Origin of the sequence: Romboutsia sp. 1001216sp1 (assembly GCF_039841805.1) — a bacterium.
GTDB lineage: Bacteria > Bacillota > Clostridia > Peptostreptococcales > Peptostreptococcaceae > Romboutsia_C > Romboutsia_C hominis.
The window spans coordinates 195,026-211,999 of the sequence record NZ_JBDPHA010000001.1; the positions used below are offsets into that span (position 1 = coordinate 195,026).

14 protein-coding genes and 1 riboswitch are annotated in these 16,974 nt (G+C 25.4%); of the genes, 5 read left to right on the top strand and 9 right to left on the bottom strand.

Annotated elements, in window-relative coordinates; genetic code table 11:
• Window positions 1-7 precede the first annotated feature (7 nt).
• A complete protein-coding gene (locus tag ABHC41_RS01065; RefSeq protein WP_092926606.1) occupies window positions 8-619 on the top strand; it encodes an amino acid ABC transporter permease in 612 nt (203 codons plus the stop codon).
• Window positions 620-629: 10 nt separating this feature from the next.
• Window positions 630-1,289, top strand: coding sequence for an amino acid ABC transporter ATP-binding protein (locus tag ABHC41_RS01070; protein ID WP_271891985.1), 660 nt, complete (start codon window positions 630-632; stop codon window positions 1,287-1,289).
• 131 nt (window positions 1,290-1,420) lie between these two features.
• Here the strand turns inward: ABHC41_RS01070 and ABHC41_RS01075 are convergent, their stop codons facing one another.
• Together ABHC41_RS01075 and ABHC41_RS01080 are read right to left on the bottom strand one after the other, a co-directional pair.
• A complete protein-coding gene (locus ABHC41_RS01075) occupies window positions 1,421-1,831 on the bottom strand; it encodes an FxLYD domain-containing protein (RefSeq protein ID WP_166505093.1) in 411 nt (136 codons plus the stop codon).
• Between the two features lie 78 nt (window positions 1,832-1,909).
• A complete protein-coding gene (locus ABHC41_RS01080; RefSeq protein ID WP_271891986.1) occupies window positions 1,910-3,067 on the bottom strand; it encodes a serine/threonine-protein kinase in 1,158 nt (385 codons plus the stop codon).
• Window positions 3,068-3,180: 113 nt separating this feature from the next.
• Here ABHC41_RS01080 and ABHC41_RS01085 point away from each other — a divergent pair, with 113 nt between their 5' ends.
• On the top strand, window positions 3,181-4,476 hold the full coding sequence (locus ABHC41_RS01085) for a DUF308 domain-containing protein (RefSeq protein WP_271891987.1): 1,296 nt from the start codon (window positions 3,181-3,183) through the stop codon (window positions 4,474-4,476).
• Window positions 4,477-4,491: 15 nt separating this feature from the next.
• Window positions 4,492-4,926, top strand: coding sequence for an XRE family transcriptional regulator (locus ABHC41_RS01090; RefSeq protein WP_271891988.1), 435 nt, complete (start codon window positions 4,492-4,494; stop codon window positions 4,924-4,926).
• Between the two features lie 78 nt (window positions 4,927-5,004).
• On the opposite strand, the gene tlp is transcribed toward ABHC41_RS01090, so the two are convergent.
• Window positions 5,005-5,232 (bottom strand): small acid-soluble spore protein Tlp, encoded by a 228-nt coding sequence (tlp, locus tag ABHC41_RS01095; RefSeq protein ID WP_166505089.1) that lies wholly within the window; start codon window positions 5,230-5,232, stop codon window positions 5,005-5,007.
• A gap of 304 nt (window positions 5,233-5,536) precedes the next feature.
• A riboswitch (glycine riboswitch) is annotated at window positions 5,537-5,624 on the top strand.
• Window positions 5,625-5,849: 225 nt separating this feature from the next.
• Between tlp and ABHC41_RS01100 the strand changes: the two genes are divergently transcribed.
• Window positions 5,850-7,220, top strand: a complete 1,371-nt coding sequence (locus ABHC41_RS01100; protein WP_271891989.1) for a sodium:alanine symporter family protein — start codon at window positions 5,850-5,852, stop codon at window positions 7,218-7,220.
• A gap of 98 nt (window positions 7,221-7,318) precedes the next feature.
• Here the strand turns inward: ABHC41_RS01100 and ABHC41_RS01105 are convergent, their stop codons facing one another.
• The 6 genes from ABHC41_RS01105 to ABHC41_RS01130 form a co-directional block, all read right to left on the bottom strand.
• On the bottom strand, window positions 7,319-8,302 hold the full coding sequence (locus tag ABHC41_RS01105) for a lipoate--protein ligase (protein WP_195928354.1): 984 nt from the start codon (window positions 8,300-8,302) through the stop codon (window positions 7,319-7,321).
• Window positions 8,303-8,320: 18 nt separating this feature from the next.
• Entirely contained in the window at window positions 8,321-9,178 is an 858-nt protein-coding gene (gene lipA, locus ABHC41_RS01110) for a lipoyl synthase (RefSeq protein ID WP_092926624.1), read from the bottom strand.
• A 179-nt stretch (window positions 9,179-9,357) separates the two neighbouring features.
• On the bottom strand, window positions 9,358-11,343 hold the full coding sequence (locus ABHC41_RS01115) for a tetratricopeptide repeat-containing diguanylate cyclase (RefSeq protein WP_271891990.1): 1,986 nt from the start codon (window positions 11,341-11,343) through the stop codon (window positions 9,358-9,360).
• Window positions 11,344-11,420: 77 nt separating this feature from the next.
• Complete coding sequence (locus tag ABHC41_RS01120) at window positions 11,421-12,197, bottom strand: sulfite exporter TauE/SafE family protein (RefSeq protein ID WP_195580931.1); 777 nt, start codon at window positions 12,195-12,197, stop codon at window positions 11,421-11,423.
• Window positions 12,198-12,958: 761 nt separating this feature from the next.
• Complete coding sequence (locus tag ABHC41_RS01125; protein WP_195580930.1) at window positions 12,959-15,340, bottom strand: PAS domain-containing sensor histidine kinase; 2,382 nt, start codon at window positions 15,338-15,340, stop codon at window positions 12,959-12,961.
• Between the two features lie 149 nt (window positions 15,341-15,489).
• A complete protein-coding gene (locus ABHC41_RS01130) occupies window positions 15,490-16,830 on the bottom strand; it encodes a nucleobase:cation symporter-2 family protein (protein ID WP_195236937.1) in 1,341 nt (446 codons plus the stop codon).
• Window positions 16,831-16,974: the final 144 nt, after the last annotated feature.

Genomic DNA, 16,974 nt, shown 5'->3' on the forward strand with positions numbered 1-16,974 from the left:
ATTTAATATGTTACAAGGATTAAAAATAGTGTTTATTGTATTTATGCTAACACTTATAATATCAATACCTCTAGGTATAATTATTTGCACATTAAGATTATCTAAAAACAATATTTTAAATGGTATTTCAAAATTTTATATATTAATCTTTAGAGGTACTCCACTTTTATTACAACTAATATTTATATTCTACGGACTTCCTCTTTTAGGAATTGTATTTGATAGATTTACAGTAGCAATACTTGCCTTTTCTCTAAACTATAGTGCATATTTTGCAGAAATATTTAGAGGAGGCATAGAGTCAATAGATAAAGGTCAATATGAAGCCTCTTTAGTACTTGGATTTGACAGATTAACAACTTATAAAAAAATAATAGTACCCCAAGTAGTAAAAAGTATTTTAGCTCCAATGTCTAATGAAGTTATAACATTAATAAAAGATACATCTTTAGTTTATATATTAGGACTTAACGATATACTAAGACTTGCTCAGATAGCTTCTAATAGAACTTTAAGTTTAATTCCCCTACTTAAGGTTGGTCTTATATATTTAGGATTAATTTTCATACTAAGTAGTGTCTTTAAAGCTTTAGAAAATAAGTATTCATATTATAGATAGGAGTTTTTATATGTTAGAAATAAAAAATTTAAATAAATCATTTGGTAAAAATAAAATATTAAATAATATATCATTTAATATAAATAAAGGTGAAATTGGAGTTTTACTTGGAAAATCCGGTGCTGGTAAAACAACTTTACTTAGATGTATATGTGGACTAGAAGATTTTGATAGTGGAAGTATTGTAATAGATAAAACCACTATGAAAAGCTCTATGGATATACTAAAGTTAAAAGGTCAAATTGGAATGGTATTTCAAAATTTTAATTTATTTCCACATATGTCTGTACTTGAAAACATTACCTGTGCATTAGTTAATGTACTAGGTCAAAGTGAGAAAGAAGCTTTAGAAAAAGCTACTAGTATTTTAGATTTAGTTAACTTAAAAGATAAACTAAATTCATATCCTTTTGAACTATCTGGTGGACAAAAACAAAGAGTAGCAATCGCTCGTGCAATAGCCATATCCCCAAAGATATTATGCTTTGATGAACCTACATCTGCACTAGACCTAGAATCTATAGAGGATATAATAAATATCATGTATAAGTTAAAAGAAAATGGTATGACTATTTTAATAATTACTCATGACTTAGATTTTGCAAATAAAATTTCCGATAAAAGCATAACTATAAAAAATGGATTAGTTGATAATTTAGCCATACTTTAATAAAAAATTTCCTTCACTTGAACTACGTATAGGCAAAGTGTTTCATATCACCGACAACTACTTCCGTTAATCAAGTTTAGCATTTAGTATTAAAAAAAGTATATCTTAACAATTGTTAAGATATACTTTCCTTAAAATGCAGTATTCGTAGCAATTATTTCGTAGCTATCAAAATCATCTTTTTCACATAATATTTCAACTTTTCTTTTTTCTCCTGGTGCTATATCACTTTCATTAGTAAAAGATTTTTCTATAACAGTACCATCTTTTCCTAATAGCTTATAATCAAACTGAACATAATCTATCATTTCATTACTTGTATTTTCAAAAACTCCAACTATTTTAGTCATGTAATCTTCTTTTTTTATTTCCCAAGTAATATTTTTAGCCATCTCTTCTATTTTCTTATTTTCTTTTTCTGATTGTGATTGTGTTTCTTCTATAGCATGGTTAACACTAGATGCACCTTGTGCAAGCATTAGAGCGCAACCTCCTATTATAACTACAAATCCTATTATAACTCCTAGTAAAACTTTTTTCATAAATAACCTCCATAATAACTATTTCATTATTTATTATAAAGTTTATTTATAGCCTATTGGTATGCTCATAGCATACAACTACCCTACAATATAAGTTAATGGTATACCTAGGCTCCAAAATATTATATTAGAATATAGTACATATCCAAGTATCTTTATATGTAATTTATTACTTTTTATAATTGGTAACTTGTTTTTTATATCTAGAAAATTAGTATATAATAAAAAATACATTAAAAGCATTATTACTACTATTAAGTTTTGTATTAATTCACCAATGCTACTTCCAACAAATAGTCCTATTATTAAAAATATATAAAATACTGTAGATAGTGTCATATTGATCCTATTTCCATTTCTAAACCCTGGTATATACTTAGATTTTAACCTAGTGTTTTTATTAATTTTTTTAGTTTTAATATTTATAGGTTTACTACTATCTTTATTTATAATTTTTTCTTTTAATTTATATCCTATTTTGTTTATATTTTTTTCTTTACTGGCTTGTGTTTTATAAATTAATTTTATTAAATCACTCTTTAGTGCTGATACATCTTGATACCTATCATCTGGAGATATCTTAGTACATTTCTTTATAACATTTTCCAATAATCCTTTATTTTCAACTTCTTTTATATGCTTTCCTGTAGTTAGCACATTCATCATAATACCCAATGAGTATATATCGCTTCTACAATCACTTTGTTCAAATCCAAATTGTTCAGGAGATGCATAACCTTTAGTTCCTAGTAAAATTGTATCCATATTTTCTCCATATTTATAATTTCTAGATATATCAAAATCAATAAGCTTTAATACATTATCATTACTTATCATTATATTAGATGGCTTAATATCTCTATGTATTATTGGTGGATTTAGATTATGTAATATATTTAATATGTCACATAAAGATATTATATAATTTATAACTTCTATTTCTTCTAAATGATCTGTTTCTTTTAATTTTTCATGAAGAGTTTTACCATTTACAAACTCCTCTATTACTACCAACTTATTGTCTATTTCAAATACTTCATATATTTTAGACATATTTTCACTTTTTATATTCTTTAAAGCATAGTATACATCTTTATTACATTCTTTTAATAATCTTTTTATATATAATTTGTTTTTTATATTATTATGAACAAGTATTACTTCACTTTTACTACTTTTATGTATTGTTTTTAATTCTTCATATAAAGACAACTCTAGTTCTGCTTCTAAATTCAAATTTAATCCCTCTTTATCTACATTTTTCAGTAAAAATTATATCATACATAAATACTATTTTGTTAAACTTCTAATTTAATGATAATATTATACTATCTATAAGGAGGTTTTATATGAACGTAAAAACTATATCCCCTTTTTCTATATTATCAAAATCTATAATTTTATTTATACTAGGACTTATTATGTTATTTAGCTCTGATTTTATAGGGCGTATAACAACTGATATGATACTAACTTTTTTATTAGTTATAGGTGCATTATCTATGCTAACTTATATTTTTAACAAAGAAAAGCGCCATATAAGTACACTAGTTGAAGGTATTCTTTGTATTTCTCTTGGGCTTTTTATTAAATATAATCCTGTTTTTTTAACGGTATCTATTATAAGAATAATAGGTCTGTATGCATTATTAAATTTTGTAGGTAGAATTACTGCAGCTATTATTTTATACAAAAACAATGTAAAAGAATGTATAAGGGGCTTTATTTTTAGCTTAATATCATTAGGATTTGGTGTTGTTTTATTATTTTATCCACTAGATTATATATCTATAGTAGATAAAATATGCAGTATATATGTAATACTAATATCTCTTACACTTTTTTCTGATTTTTTAAGGGAGATTTTAGATATTAATACCTTTAAATCTAATTTAAAAAGGAGATTTAGGATTACACTACCAATAGTTTATGCAGCATTTATACCTCAACATCTATTAGACAAAATTAATAATTTTATCAAGGTAAATCCTAATAATAAAGTTTTAGTTGAAAGTAGTGACTATGATAATCTAATAGATAACTCTTTTTCAACAATAGATATATTTATTCATCTAGCTCCTGATTGTGCTAATGGATTTGGTCATGTTGATATATCTTTTGATGGAATAACTTATTCATATGGAACTTATGATAGTAGTTCTAATAGATTATTTACACTTGTTAGCGATGGTGTTTTATTAGAAGCTGATACTAAAAAATATATTAATTTTATAAATTCTAAATGCAATCGTTCTCTAATAGGGTTTACTTTAGCATTAAATAAAATTCAACATAATGCTATTAAAGATAAAATATCATCTATTAAAAACAATTGTATTCACTGGGAATGTAATTCAAAGAAAGATCCATTTAAGGAGTATACTGATGAAACAAATCTAATGTTTTTAGATACTAATTGTAAATTTTATAAATTCAAATCTGGGTATTTTAAAACATACTTTACTCTAACAGCAAATTGCGTAAGACTTGCAGATACTATCGTAGGTTCTATAGGTTTAGATTTAATAGCAATAAATGGTATAATAACACCTGGTACTTATTATAATTATTTAGATAATTTATTTAAAAGAAAAAATACTATAGTTGTAAAAAAACAACTTTATATGAAACAATCTTCTATATAAATTGGAGGTAATAGCTTGAATAATGAAACAATAGAGTTAATGAGCGTTTTAAAAAATATAAAAGATGAAAGCTGCTTAGATGAGTATCTAGTAGATATCTATGATAAATATAAAGGCTTAGAGTTCAAAACATTTTTTGAAGATATTTTAAAACATAAACAAATTACTAAAAGTGAACTTATAAAAAATGCTCGTATAGATAGAACTTATGGTTATCAAATTTTAAATGGAAGTAAAAAACCTAGTCGCGATAAAGTTATCAAACTTTGTATCGGAGCAAGTCTAGATATTAAAGAAACTAATAAAGCTTTAAGACTTGCAGATTGCGGTGAGCTATATTCTAAAAATTTAAGAGATGCTGTAATTATATTTGGTGTAAACAAAGGAATCGATATTCTAAAATTAGATGAACTCTTATACGATAGAGGTTTGGCTTGCTTAGATGATTAATATTTTAAAAGGTAATAAGTTTATGTTAGTACATACTTATTACCTTTTTTATATTTAGGATTAAATTATATATTTTATTTATCTATACTCATTTTTATTTACATTAGCTTCTTCTTTTATTTCACTACGCATATTACTAAGAGATTCCTCTCTTCTTTTATTTTTTTCCTCTAATTTTCTTCTTTCTTCAGGATTATCTACCTTTTCAATCATTTCATTTGCTAATCTAATATTTTTTAGAGTATGATTTATATTACATTGTATTTTCTCAACATTGTCTCTTCTATCGTCTGGATTTGGTTTCATTTTATATCTCCTTTTAATTAATTTTCATTAGTTATATTGTTCAATACACATATTTTTATTCTAGTTTGATTAAGTCAAAAAATATATATTATAGAAATTATCCTAAGATTTTAAATATCTAGTTTATATAGCTAAAGTGTTTAATTTTATTTTTTTTGATTTGACATTTGATATTTTTTTTTGTACTATTATAGAAAATGCAATAACAAATCAATACCCGATTGAAGCTTTATAGAAGAGCTGTCATTTTGACACACCGAAGGAGTCGCACTCTCAGGTACTTTTATAAGTAGGACTGTAAAGCTTAGGGAACTCTGGAGAGACCTATATAGGCGCCGAAGGGGCAAGGCAATTTTGCTCAATCTCTCAGGCAAAAGGACAGGGATTATGTACTATACTTACTTTTTGTATAGTTTTATAGTTGTAGTTTATCCAGAGCTAAGTCTTAAGACTTGGCTTTTTTTATTCAAGCAATTATTATTCTTATTATTTAGAAAATTAAAAATTTCTAAATATCTTATCTTCCTGTCAATTAATTCATTTTCCTTTATTGATTTATTAAGGCATAAAATTCACTTCGCTTAAAAAATAAGCGAATATATAAGGAGTGTATTTTTATGAATTTAATTGATGTTTTATCTCAAATTAACTCATTTATATGGGGACCACCTTTACTAATACTATTAGTTGGTACTGGTATATTATTTACTTTTAAACTTGGATTTTTACAAATAACTAAATTACCTACTGCTTTAAAATTAATATTTAAATCAGAAAATAATGGTAGTGGAGATATTTCAAGCTTTAGCGCTTTATGCACTGCTCTTGCTGCTACAGTTGGTACTGGAAATATAGTTGGTGTTGCTACTGCTCTAAAAATAGGAGGTCCTGGTGCATTATTTTGGATGTGGGTTGCAGCATTTTTTGGAATGGCTACTAAATATGCTGAAGGAGTACTTGCTATAAAGTATAGAACTAAAAATGAAAAAAACGAAATTTCTGGTGGTCCTATGTACTATATAGTAAATGGTATGGGATCTAAGTATAAACCTCTTGCTATTTTCTTTGCTATAAGTGGTATTTTAGTTGCTCTTTTAGGTATAGGTACATTTACTCAAGTTAATTCCATAACTGATTCTATTAATGGAAGTGTTGGAATTAATCCTAAAATAACTGGAATTATATTAACATTAATTGTAGCCTTAGTTATATTTGGAGGTATTAAAAATATTTCAAAAGTAGCATCTACAGTAGTTCCATTTATGTCTTTTGTATATATACTAATGTGCTTTTTAATTATTTTAGGCTCATTTAATAAAATACCATCTACATTTATCTTAATACTAAAAAGTGCTTTTACACCTACATCTTCTATAGGTGGATTTATGGGAGCTAGTGTATCTATGGCTATTAGAAATGGTATTGCTCGAGGTGTATTTTCTAATGAATCTGGACTTGGTAGTGCTCCAATTGCAGCAGCTGCTGCTAAAACTAATCATCCAGCTGAGCAAGGTCTTATATCTATGACTGGGACATTTATAGATAGTTTGATAATCTGTTCTCTTACTGGATTTTCTCTTATATTATCTGGTGTATGGAAAGGAGATTTAAATGGTGCTCTTATGACTCAAAGTGCATTTGAAAGTGTTCTTCCACATATTGGACCTTTATTTTTAACTATTAGTTTAAGTTTATTTGCTTTTACTACTATACTTGGTTGGTGTTATTATGGAGAAAGATGTTTTGAGTTTTTATTTGGTATTAAGTTTATAAGCGCTTACAGGGTTGTCTTTGTTTTAATGATACTTATTGGGTCATTTTTAAAACTTGAAATGGTTTGGATAATTGCGGATATTGTTAATGCTCTTATGGCTATACCTAACCTTATAGCTCTAATTTATCTTACTCCTGTAGTTATAGCTGAAACTAATACCTATATGAATTATTTAAAATTAAAAAAAGAAGATTCTTATGCTATTAATATATAAATAAATTACATTAATAACTTATATTTTATATGTATTATTTTAAATAAAAAACCTGTATCAATATTATTGATACAGGTTTTTTATTATTATATCTAAAATTATATTATACATTCTATAAGTTCTTCTTTGTTCACTCGATAGAAATACTTATTTATATCAATATTTTCTAATATATCTAATATATCTTTTTTATTATATCTACATCCATATAGTAAATTTGATATATCCTCTATTTCGCCTTCTCCAAAAAAGTCTCCATTTATTTTACATTCTTTTATTATACCTTTATCTACATTAATCCTAAACTCTACTTTCCCACCATCTAATCTTTTTCCTTTAACAATCTCAAATTTAGGAGATTTTCCGTAGTTCCATTCCCAAGTTTCAAATTTTTCTTTAGCTATTTCTTCTACTCTCTTTATATCTTCTTTTGTTAAATTATAAACTCCACTAGATTCTTTAAGTAAACTCTCTAGCATTATATCTTTAAACTTTAAACTATCCATATCTTCCTTTAAATAGTTTTTAAGATTTGCAACCCTATCTTTAACTGATTTTATTCCTTTAGATATTATCTTATCTTCAGCTACAGTTATACTTCTTACCATTTCCTCTATGTTAGTATCAAATAGTATAGAACCATGGTGTAATTTACATCCATTTTTAACACATTGTGCATTTCCAGAGAATTTTTTGCCATCTACTAATAAATCATTCCTACTATTAAAGTATGCATCTATTCCTTGACTTTTTAATGCTTCAATAATTGGCGTTGTAAATGTTTTAAAGTCTATTCCATTTCCATTATAATTTTTAGTTATAAAGCTAAATTGCCATCCATTCATATCCGTATATATAGTTCCGCCACCTGTTATACGTCTAACTACATTTATATTATTATTTTTTACATAATCTTCATTAATTTCTTCTATTGTATTTTGGAATTTTCCTATCATAAGTGTTGGATTTGTTCTCCAAAACATAAATATAACATCATCTTTTAAGTCTTTCTCATTTATAAGATAATACTCTAGTGCAAAATTAAAGTATGGATTAGTTGAATTATTTTCTACATATATCATGGTTTTATCCCCTTTTGTCTATTTAATAGCTTCTTGTGCATTATACGAACTTCTAACTAAAGGACTACTTGCTATATACTTAAATCCTTTCTCTACTCCAACCACTCTATATTCTTCAAATTTTTCTGGTGTTACGTATTCATAAACTTCTATGTGTTTGTTTGATGGTCTTAGATATTGACCTATTGTAAATATGTCGCATCCTACCTTAAGTACATCATCCATAACCTTAAATACTTCTTCATCACTTTCACTAAGGCCAACCATTATACCAGTTTTTGTTAATATGTGAGGTGCTACTTCCTTTACATATTTTAAAACATCTATACTTCTTTCATATATTGCTTCTGGACGAACTGTATCATATAATCTTTCTACAGTTTCGACATTATGATTTATTACATCAGGATTTGCTTTTATAACTATATCTAAATTTTCTTTGATACCTTTTAAATCTGGTATTAGCACTTCTACAGTAGTATCTGGATTTAAACTCTTCACAGCTTCTATAGTTTTTGCAAAGTGACTAGCTCCACAATCCTCTAAATCATCTCTTGTTACACTTGTTATAACTGCATGAGATAATCCTAGTTCTTTTACTGCTTTTGCTACATTTTCTGGTTCATTTATATCAAGATTTTGAGGTTTACCATTAGTTACATTACAAAACCTACAATTTCTAGTGCATTGACTTCCCATTATCATAAATGTAGCTGTTCTTTTTTTATAGCATTCACCTAAATTAGGGCATTTTGCTTCTTTGCATACTGTATTTAATGATAACTGTTCCATCATAACTTCAATCTCTTTTATAGATTGACGTTCATAATTTACTCTTAGCCACTTTGGCTTTCTTCTTACTTTTGTTTTTTCCATATAATCCCCCTGATAAACGTTTGTCATATACCTTTCTTTATACAATATTAGATATTAACATATAAATTCCTTCATACTTATTCAAATTTTAAATAAAAGCCCTTAAAACATTAATATCATTTTAAGGGCTTTTATTTAAAATTTAATATAATTTTTATAATTAAAAGTTCATTACTTTTTTAATTATATATACTATATCTATTTCTTCCATTATTTTTAGACTCATACAATGCCTTGTCTGCTTTATCTATTGCTAAATATATATCTTCTTTCATATTTTTCTTTTTAGTATATATACCTATACTTGTAGTTACTATGTCATTAACTAATGAATACTTATGTTCTATTGCCTTATTTTTTATATCTTTTTGTATTTTTTCTACTATTTCTATGGCTTCATTTTCACTAGTGTCCTCTAGTATAATAACTATTTCTTCACCTCCAAATCTTATTCCTATCCCTTTCTTTCTAATATTCATAAGAACTGAATTTGATACTTCTTTTATTACTTTATCTCCTTCTATATGTCCATAATTATCATTATATTTCTTAAAGTAGTCTATATCTAGTAATACTATAGAAATTTCCTTTTCTTCTAGTTTCTTTATATTTCTCTGTTCATAATCATCTAGATATCTCCTATTATAAAGACCTGTCATACTATCTTGATAGTGTAATTTTTTTAATGCTTTCACACGAACTATTCTTGCTATTAAAATAATAATTAATATTACTACTATACATGTCATAATTAATACTTTTATTTGTTCGTTTTTCTCTTTCTCTTTTAATACTTCATTTTCATATGCCTTTATTGAATATTCAATATAATCATTTTTTATAATTTCATCTAAAGATTCTTTCTTTTCTTTTAGTATTTCATTGTATTTTTTATATGATTCTAGATCTCCTATTTTACTGTATATTTCAGCTATATCAGAATAGATATCAATTTCTATATATTTAGCACCTTCATTTTTTAGCTTTAGTATTTTATTATATATATCTAAAGCTTCTTTATAATTTCCTTCTTCTTTTAATATACTTGCATATGATAATCCTAAGAAAATATCTTTATGAATAAAATATTCTACTTTATCTTCTTTTAATAACTCTGAACCTTTTTTTATATATTTTTTAGCTTCTTCATAATTTCCTTTATGTATATTTATATTGGCTATATTATAATTTAGAAGAATTTCTACATCATCTTGTTCATTTTTATCTAGATATTTTATATATTTTTTTGTCTCATTTACTACATCACTACATTTATCGTAATCACCGATACTTAAGTATGCATGCATCTGATTTATATATGTATTTACCTTTGCTTCTGCATTGTTTAATTTATTTGGTATTTTTATATTTATTGCCATATCATACCAATCTATAGCTTCTTTATGCAGACCTAATTCATATACTATATTACCTATAAAAGTATATGCTTTAGCTTCATACACACCAGCTTTATCTATATTTGGATGTTTCTTTGCTAAATTTATAACATCTAAATAATTATATATAGCTTTGCCATACTTTCTATCCATAGTATATATTATAGCTAAATTTCCCCTTAATGCCATTTTAGTCTCTATATCTAAATTGCTAGTTTCTTCTATATATGATTTTAGTAATTTTATTGATTCATCCTTAGTTTTTGCATTATAACTTAATGGAAATATTACTTCCCAAACTACATTACTATTATTTTTATATGACTTATCTTCCTTTATATATGTAATTGCCTTCTTAGCATTAGTTATTAAATTTTCACTTTTGCCTTCTTCTAAAAGACAATTATTTAAAAGTATATAATTGTATACTTTTAAAAATGTATCCTTAGAATTTTTTATATCCTTTGTGGCTAATTCAAAATTTTTTATTGCACTTTTATAATCATGTATACTATAGTCTATATAACCTTGTATAAAGTAATATTCACTGTCTTTTACTTCACCCTTTAAATTAGCCCTAACTTTGTTTATATAGTTTTTTTCTAATTCTTTTTTATTATATGTACTCTCTATACTATCTATTATGCTATATTTACTCAAATTACTATCATTTAGTTTTTGTGCATATACACTATTATTTTTTATTGATACACAAATTATAAATAAAATAGTAAGAAGTAAAAAAATACTTTTTATATTTTTTATCATTATATTTTTTCCCCTCATTTTCTTACTTAGATATTTTTTGATATTAACAATTATTTGGTTATTAAATATATATTTAACTATTTTTTTATTAAATTGTACAAATTAAAACACATAATTAGTAACATAGTATATGTAAAAAGATTTTTTATATTGTTTTTCTTCATCTTTCCTAATAAATAACTTCCTATAAATCCTCCCATAATACCACCTACAACCATGAAAGGAAGTACCTCTAAGTTATATACACTAAATCCTTCTGATAAAAACACCGATAAAAGTTTAGACCCTTGTGAAAAAAATATTATAAATATAGAATGTATAGAGCTTTCCTTACTTCCCATACCTAATATATACATTAATGCAATTACATTTATCGGTCCTCCACCTATTCCTAAAAATGAAGAAATTATACCTAATATAATACCTATCAATGCACAAAATCCTATATTATTAACTCTAAAACCTTTAATTTTACCTTCATTAATATATAAAATTAAAACTACACCCATAAGTATAAATAATGTAGTTGATTGTATTTTTTGGCCTAGTAAATTGTTGTTTAAAGCCGCTAAAAATAAGGTAAATAAATTTTTACCTAATATCCCACCTATTATAGAACCTATTGCTAGAGATATAGTTCTCTTTCCATCTAATTTAACTTTATTTTTTATGCTTTTTAATAAAGCTACTATTGACATAGAAAACACAGTAAAGCTAGATAATATACTTATCGTACTTATATCATAATTTCCTAATGTATCAAGTACTGGCTTTATTATAACTCCTCCACCAATTCCTGATATTGCACCAATAGTCGTCGCTATTATTCCTACTAAAAAATATATGATATTCATTAATTCCCCTCCCTTATGCAAAATATCTTAATTTATGGTCTATAGTCATATTTTATCATAGTATTATTTATTTTTTATGATAAGTTTATAATACCATTTCAATGAATCCTTTGATTTTAGCCAATCTGTATTATTATTTATCTTCATCTTTTTTCATATTTTTAAATTAATCTTATCTTATTAATTCTTGCAGTTTTTACAAAAAGTACATATAGCAATTCAATCGCTTTAGCTGTATCATTTATAACCCCTCTTATTATGGGCAGCGCATTCTTCTTTTTATTTAAAGGAAGTAAATTTTGTTGTTCCTATGAAAGTAGCAATTCATTTGAAAGATAGGTAAGTTAACTTTGTGTAATATGTCTAATACATTGATGTTTAAAAAATACAAACTACAAAAACTTAATAAATTAAATAATATTGCTATATAATTATAATCATGTTTATTTACTGCATCTAAAAAAGTAGATATATCAAATATTTTTTATTACTTGATATATCTACTTTTTTTAAGATTCTATACATTACTTTTTGTAAATTAAAGCATATAAGATGTATATTTTATATTCTTTAATTATTATCAGTAAACTCCATATTCCATTTATTTTCTATCTAATTTACTATAAATACATTTATAGTCTGCGTAAGCAACTATACAAAGCATCGATAATAATAATATAATTCAAAAAAGGTTTTCACTTTAGCTAGTGAAAACCTTCATGGTTTATAATTAATTATTCATTAATTTATTATATATATTTTTAAATATTATATATATCTGAAAACTCTATATTACACTTTTCTATTTGTGAATCTCTTAAATTTTTATCTAATATAGTTACTTCTTCATCTTCAATTAAAGATACAGGTATTTCAAATATAAATTCACTTCCTATATTTAATTCACTTTCTACCCTTATAGAACCTCCATGCATTTCTACTAAAGATTTAACTAAGGATAAACCAATTCCACTACCTTCTCTTCTTTTTATTAGTGCATCATTTACTTGTCCAAATCTATCAAATATAATTCCTATTTTATCCTTAGGTATTCCAGTTCCATTATCTTTTACAGATACTATTACTTTTTTACCATCTGATTTTAAACTTACTATTATTTTTCCATATTCTCCTGTATATTTTATTGCATTTGATAATAAGTTTAGCATAACCCTCTCTATTTTATCAGGGTCACATGCTAATATTTCACACTCTGTATCAGTATCAAATATTAAATTTATATTTTTACACTCTACATAATTTACAACTGATAGAGTTATATCCTCTATTATATTAACTATATTATTATTAGAAAGTTGTAATTCATAGTATCCTGTTTCTATTTTACTTATATCTATAAGATTATTTACAAGTCTTAAAAGTCTATAAGAATTTTGCTTTATTGTACTTATATGATTAATAAGTTTTTCAGTAGTTATGCTATTTTTATATATACTTTGATTTAATAACTGCATGCTCCCAAGTATTATATTAAGTGGAGTTTTAAATTCATGTGATATATTAGAGAAAAACTCATTTTTCATACTCTCTATTTCAATAGCTTTTTCTAGTTTTTTAGTTTGTTCTTCAACATACATTTCTTTTGTTATATCTCTTCCTGTAACTAAAAAATGCTTTTCTTCCTCTACATACTTGCTACCTATATGTAACCATATATATTTGCCATTTTTGTTTAAATATCTATACTTAACATTTTTTCTAAATTTAGAACCTTTTTTAAAATCTTTAACTGGTAATACCTTTTTCATATCTTCAGGATGTAGTAAATTTTTTAAATTAATGTTTAGTAATTCTTCTTCTGTCCATCCTAGTACTTCACTCCATTTTGAGTTTGCTTTTTTAAAATATCCATCTTCATCTATAACCCCTACTAAATCAACTGCTGTTTCTAAAAACAATGCCAATTCTTTTTCTGTATTGCTTCTTTTTTTATTTTCTATTTTTATTTCATTAGTAAGTTTTAAGTTTTTGATTAATATAGCCATTTGACCACATATGGCCTTTATAAAATTACTTTGGTCATATTCTGGTGGTTTATTATTATCTTTATAATATATAGTTAATATACCTATAATATCATCTCTTAATTTTATTTTATAAGTTCCTATGTATTTTACTCCATCATTTTCCATTTTTTTATATGTACTTAGATGCTTTACTTCATTTATATCCCTTAAGCCATCTGATATATTATTAAAAACTTCCCACTCTATTGTATCTTTACCTAGCTTTATTATCCCTTCATGCTGTGATATAGTAAAATAACCTCTTCTTATATATGATTTTAATTCTTTTTTATCTTTATCATACAACCATACTGATATCCCATCACTATTTAAATATTTTGAAAATTCGTCACAAGTATCTTCTAATAATCCTTTTATATCACAGCTAGTTCTATTTAAAATATTGTGTAAAGTCGATACTTGATTATGGTTATTAAATACCTGTTTTTCTATCTTTTTTCTCAAGCTTATATCTCTTGTAGCTCCTACCGTATAAATTACATCTTCATTTTCACCAAGTATAGGTGCCTTATACGATTCAAACTCTTTGCTTATTCCATTTACTATTATAGCTTCTTCAAATAGCCTTGGCTTTTTTGTATTTATTACCTCTTCATCTACCTCTTTATATAAATGTGCATATTCATCTTTAAAATTATCTATATCATAATTTCCTATCATATTTTCTTTTTCTTTGTTGGCAAGACTTGCTAGATATCTATTTGAGTATAAATATTTACCATCTATATTCTTAATCCATAATCCTATCGGTATACTATCTAGTAGATTATCTAAGTCTTCTATTGTATATGATTTGCTTATTTCTTTACATAATATAAAAATTACTTCTTTTTCTTCAAAAAAATCTATTATTATATCACAGTTAAATTTGACAATGTCTTTTGTCTTTCTATAAAACAACAAATCTATATTTTCTTCTTTTTTTATACAATCAATATCTTCTATATTATATAAAATATTATTTATATTATTTTGTATTATATCCTCTTGTTTATACCCTAATTTTTCTAATAATACTTCATTACAAAATAATATATCTCCTTTATTATTTATAATTATTATATTCTCATTTAATTTATTAAATATCCTTTTCATCGGTATATTTCCCCCTGTTATATCTTTCCCTATTATAATTATATATAACTTATACCTAAATTTAAATAAAATTTTAACACATATATATAAAGTTTTTTATAAAAAAATAGCTATTTTTACATATAAAAATAACTATCTTTTATTTTGTATTAAGATATTTGACCTTCTAATTTAACTTCTAATTCTACAGATTTTTCTTCTTTTGGAAGTACTATATTTAAAACTACTGCTATAATTGCAACTAATACAAGTCCTGAATCTCCAAATATTAATTGTATAGATTCTGGCATATTAGAAAGAACTCCTGGAACAAATGATAATCCAACGCCAACTCCTAATGAAAGTGCTACTATTGTGCTATTTCTATTATTAAGAGGCTCACTAGTTATAAGCTTTATCCCACTAACTGCAATCATTGCAAACATCATTACACTAGCTCCACCTAATACACTTGAAGGCATTAAAGATATTATTGCTCCAAATTTTGGAAATACTGCTGCTAATATTAAAAATACTGCACCTGTTGCTACTACATTTCTATTTATAACTTTAGTCATGGCTATAATCCCTACATTTTGGCCAAACGAAGTATTTGGAAGTACACTAAACATTGCCCCTATAACACTTCCTATACCATCTGCCATAACTCCACCTGCTATTTCTTTATCAGTAGCATCTCTTCCTATCCCTGAATGGGCTATTGATGTTATATCCCCTACTGTCTCAACAGCTGAAACTATAAATACACAAGCTACTGCAAATATTGCGTCTAGATGGAATTCAAACCCGAATGTAAACGGCATTGGAACAGATATCATAGACATCTGAGATAGTTGCGAAAAATCTATCTTTCCCATTGGTATTGCTACTATATATCCAACTATAAGTCCTATAAGTATTGATGCTAAACTAGTTATCCCTTTAGTATATTGATTAAAAATTAATACAGTTAGTAAAACTACTGTTCCTAATATAAGATTTGATATTGAACCAAAGTCACTAGCTCCTACTCCACCTGCAAAATAATTTATACCTGTTGGAAGTAAAGATATACCCATAGCTAAAACTACTGTTCCTGTTACCACTGACGGGAAAAATCTCCTTAATTTTTTCATACTTTGACCAAACATTACTTCTATAAGCCCACCTACTAGACATGCTCCAAGTATCGTTTCATATCCATACTTAGCACCTATTGCTGTAAGTACTGGTACAAACCCAAAACTAGTTCCCATAACTATTGGTAACCTCGCTCCAAATGGACCAACTTTATAACATTGTATTAATGTTACTATTCCAGATACAAACATAGCACATTGTATTAAAGAAGTTTTATCAGCTAATGACAAGTTAAGTATATTAGAAATTATTATAAGTGGTGTAACATTTCCAACAAACATCGCTAGTATATGCTGAAGACCTAAGGGTATAGCTTCTGTTAATTTTGGCTTACCATCTAGTTGATAAATAACCGAACTTTGATTCTTCATTTTATATTTCCTCCCCTATAAAACCGATTATTATTCCATAAATTTATTTAATAATTCGTATTTATAGGTTAATTATAGCATAACAGGATTTTTTTTCAATAATTTATGAACTTTTTTTAAATTTTATCTATTTAAGTACGATTT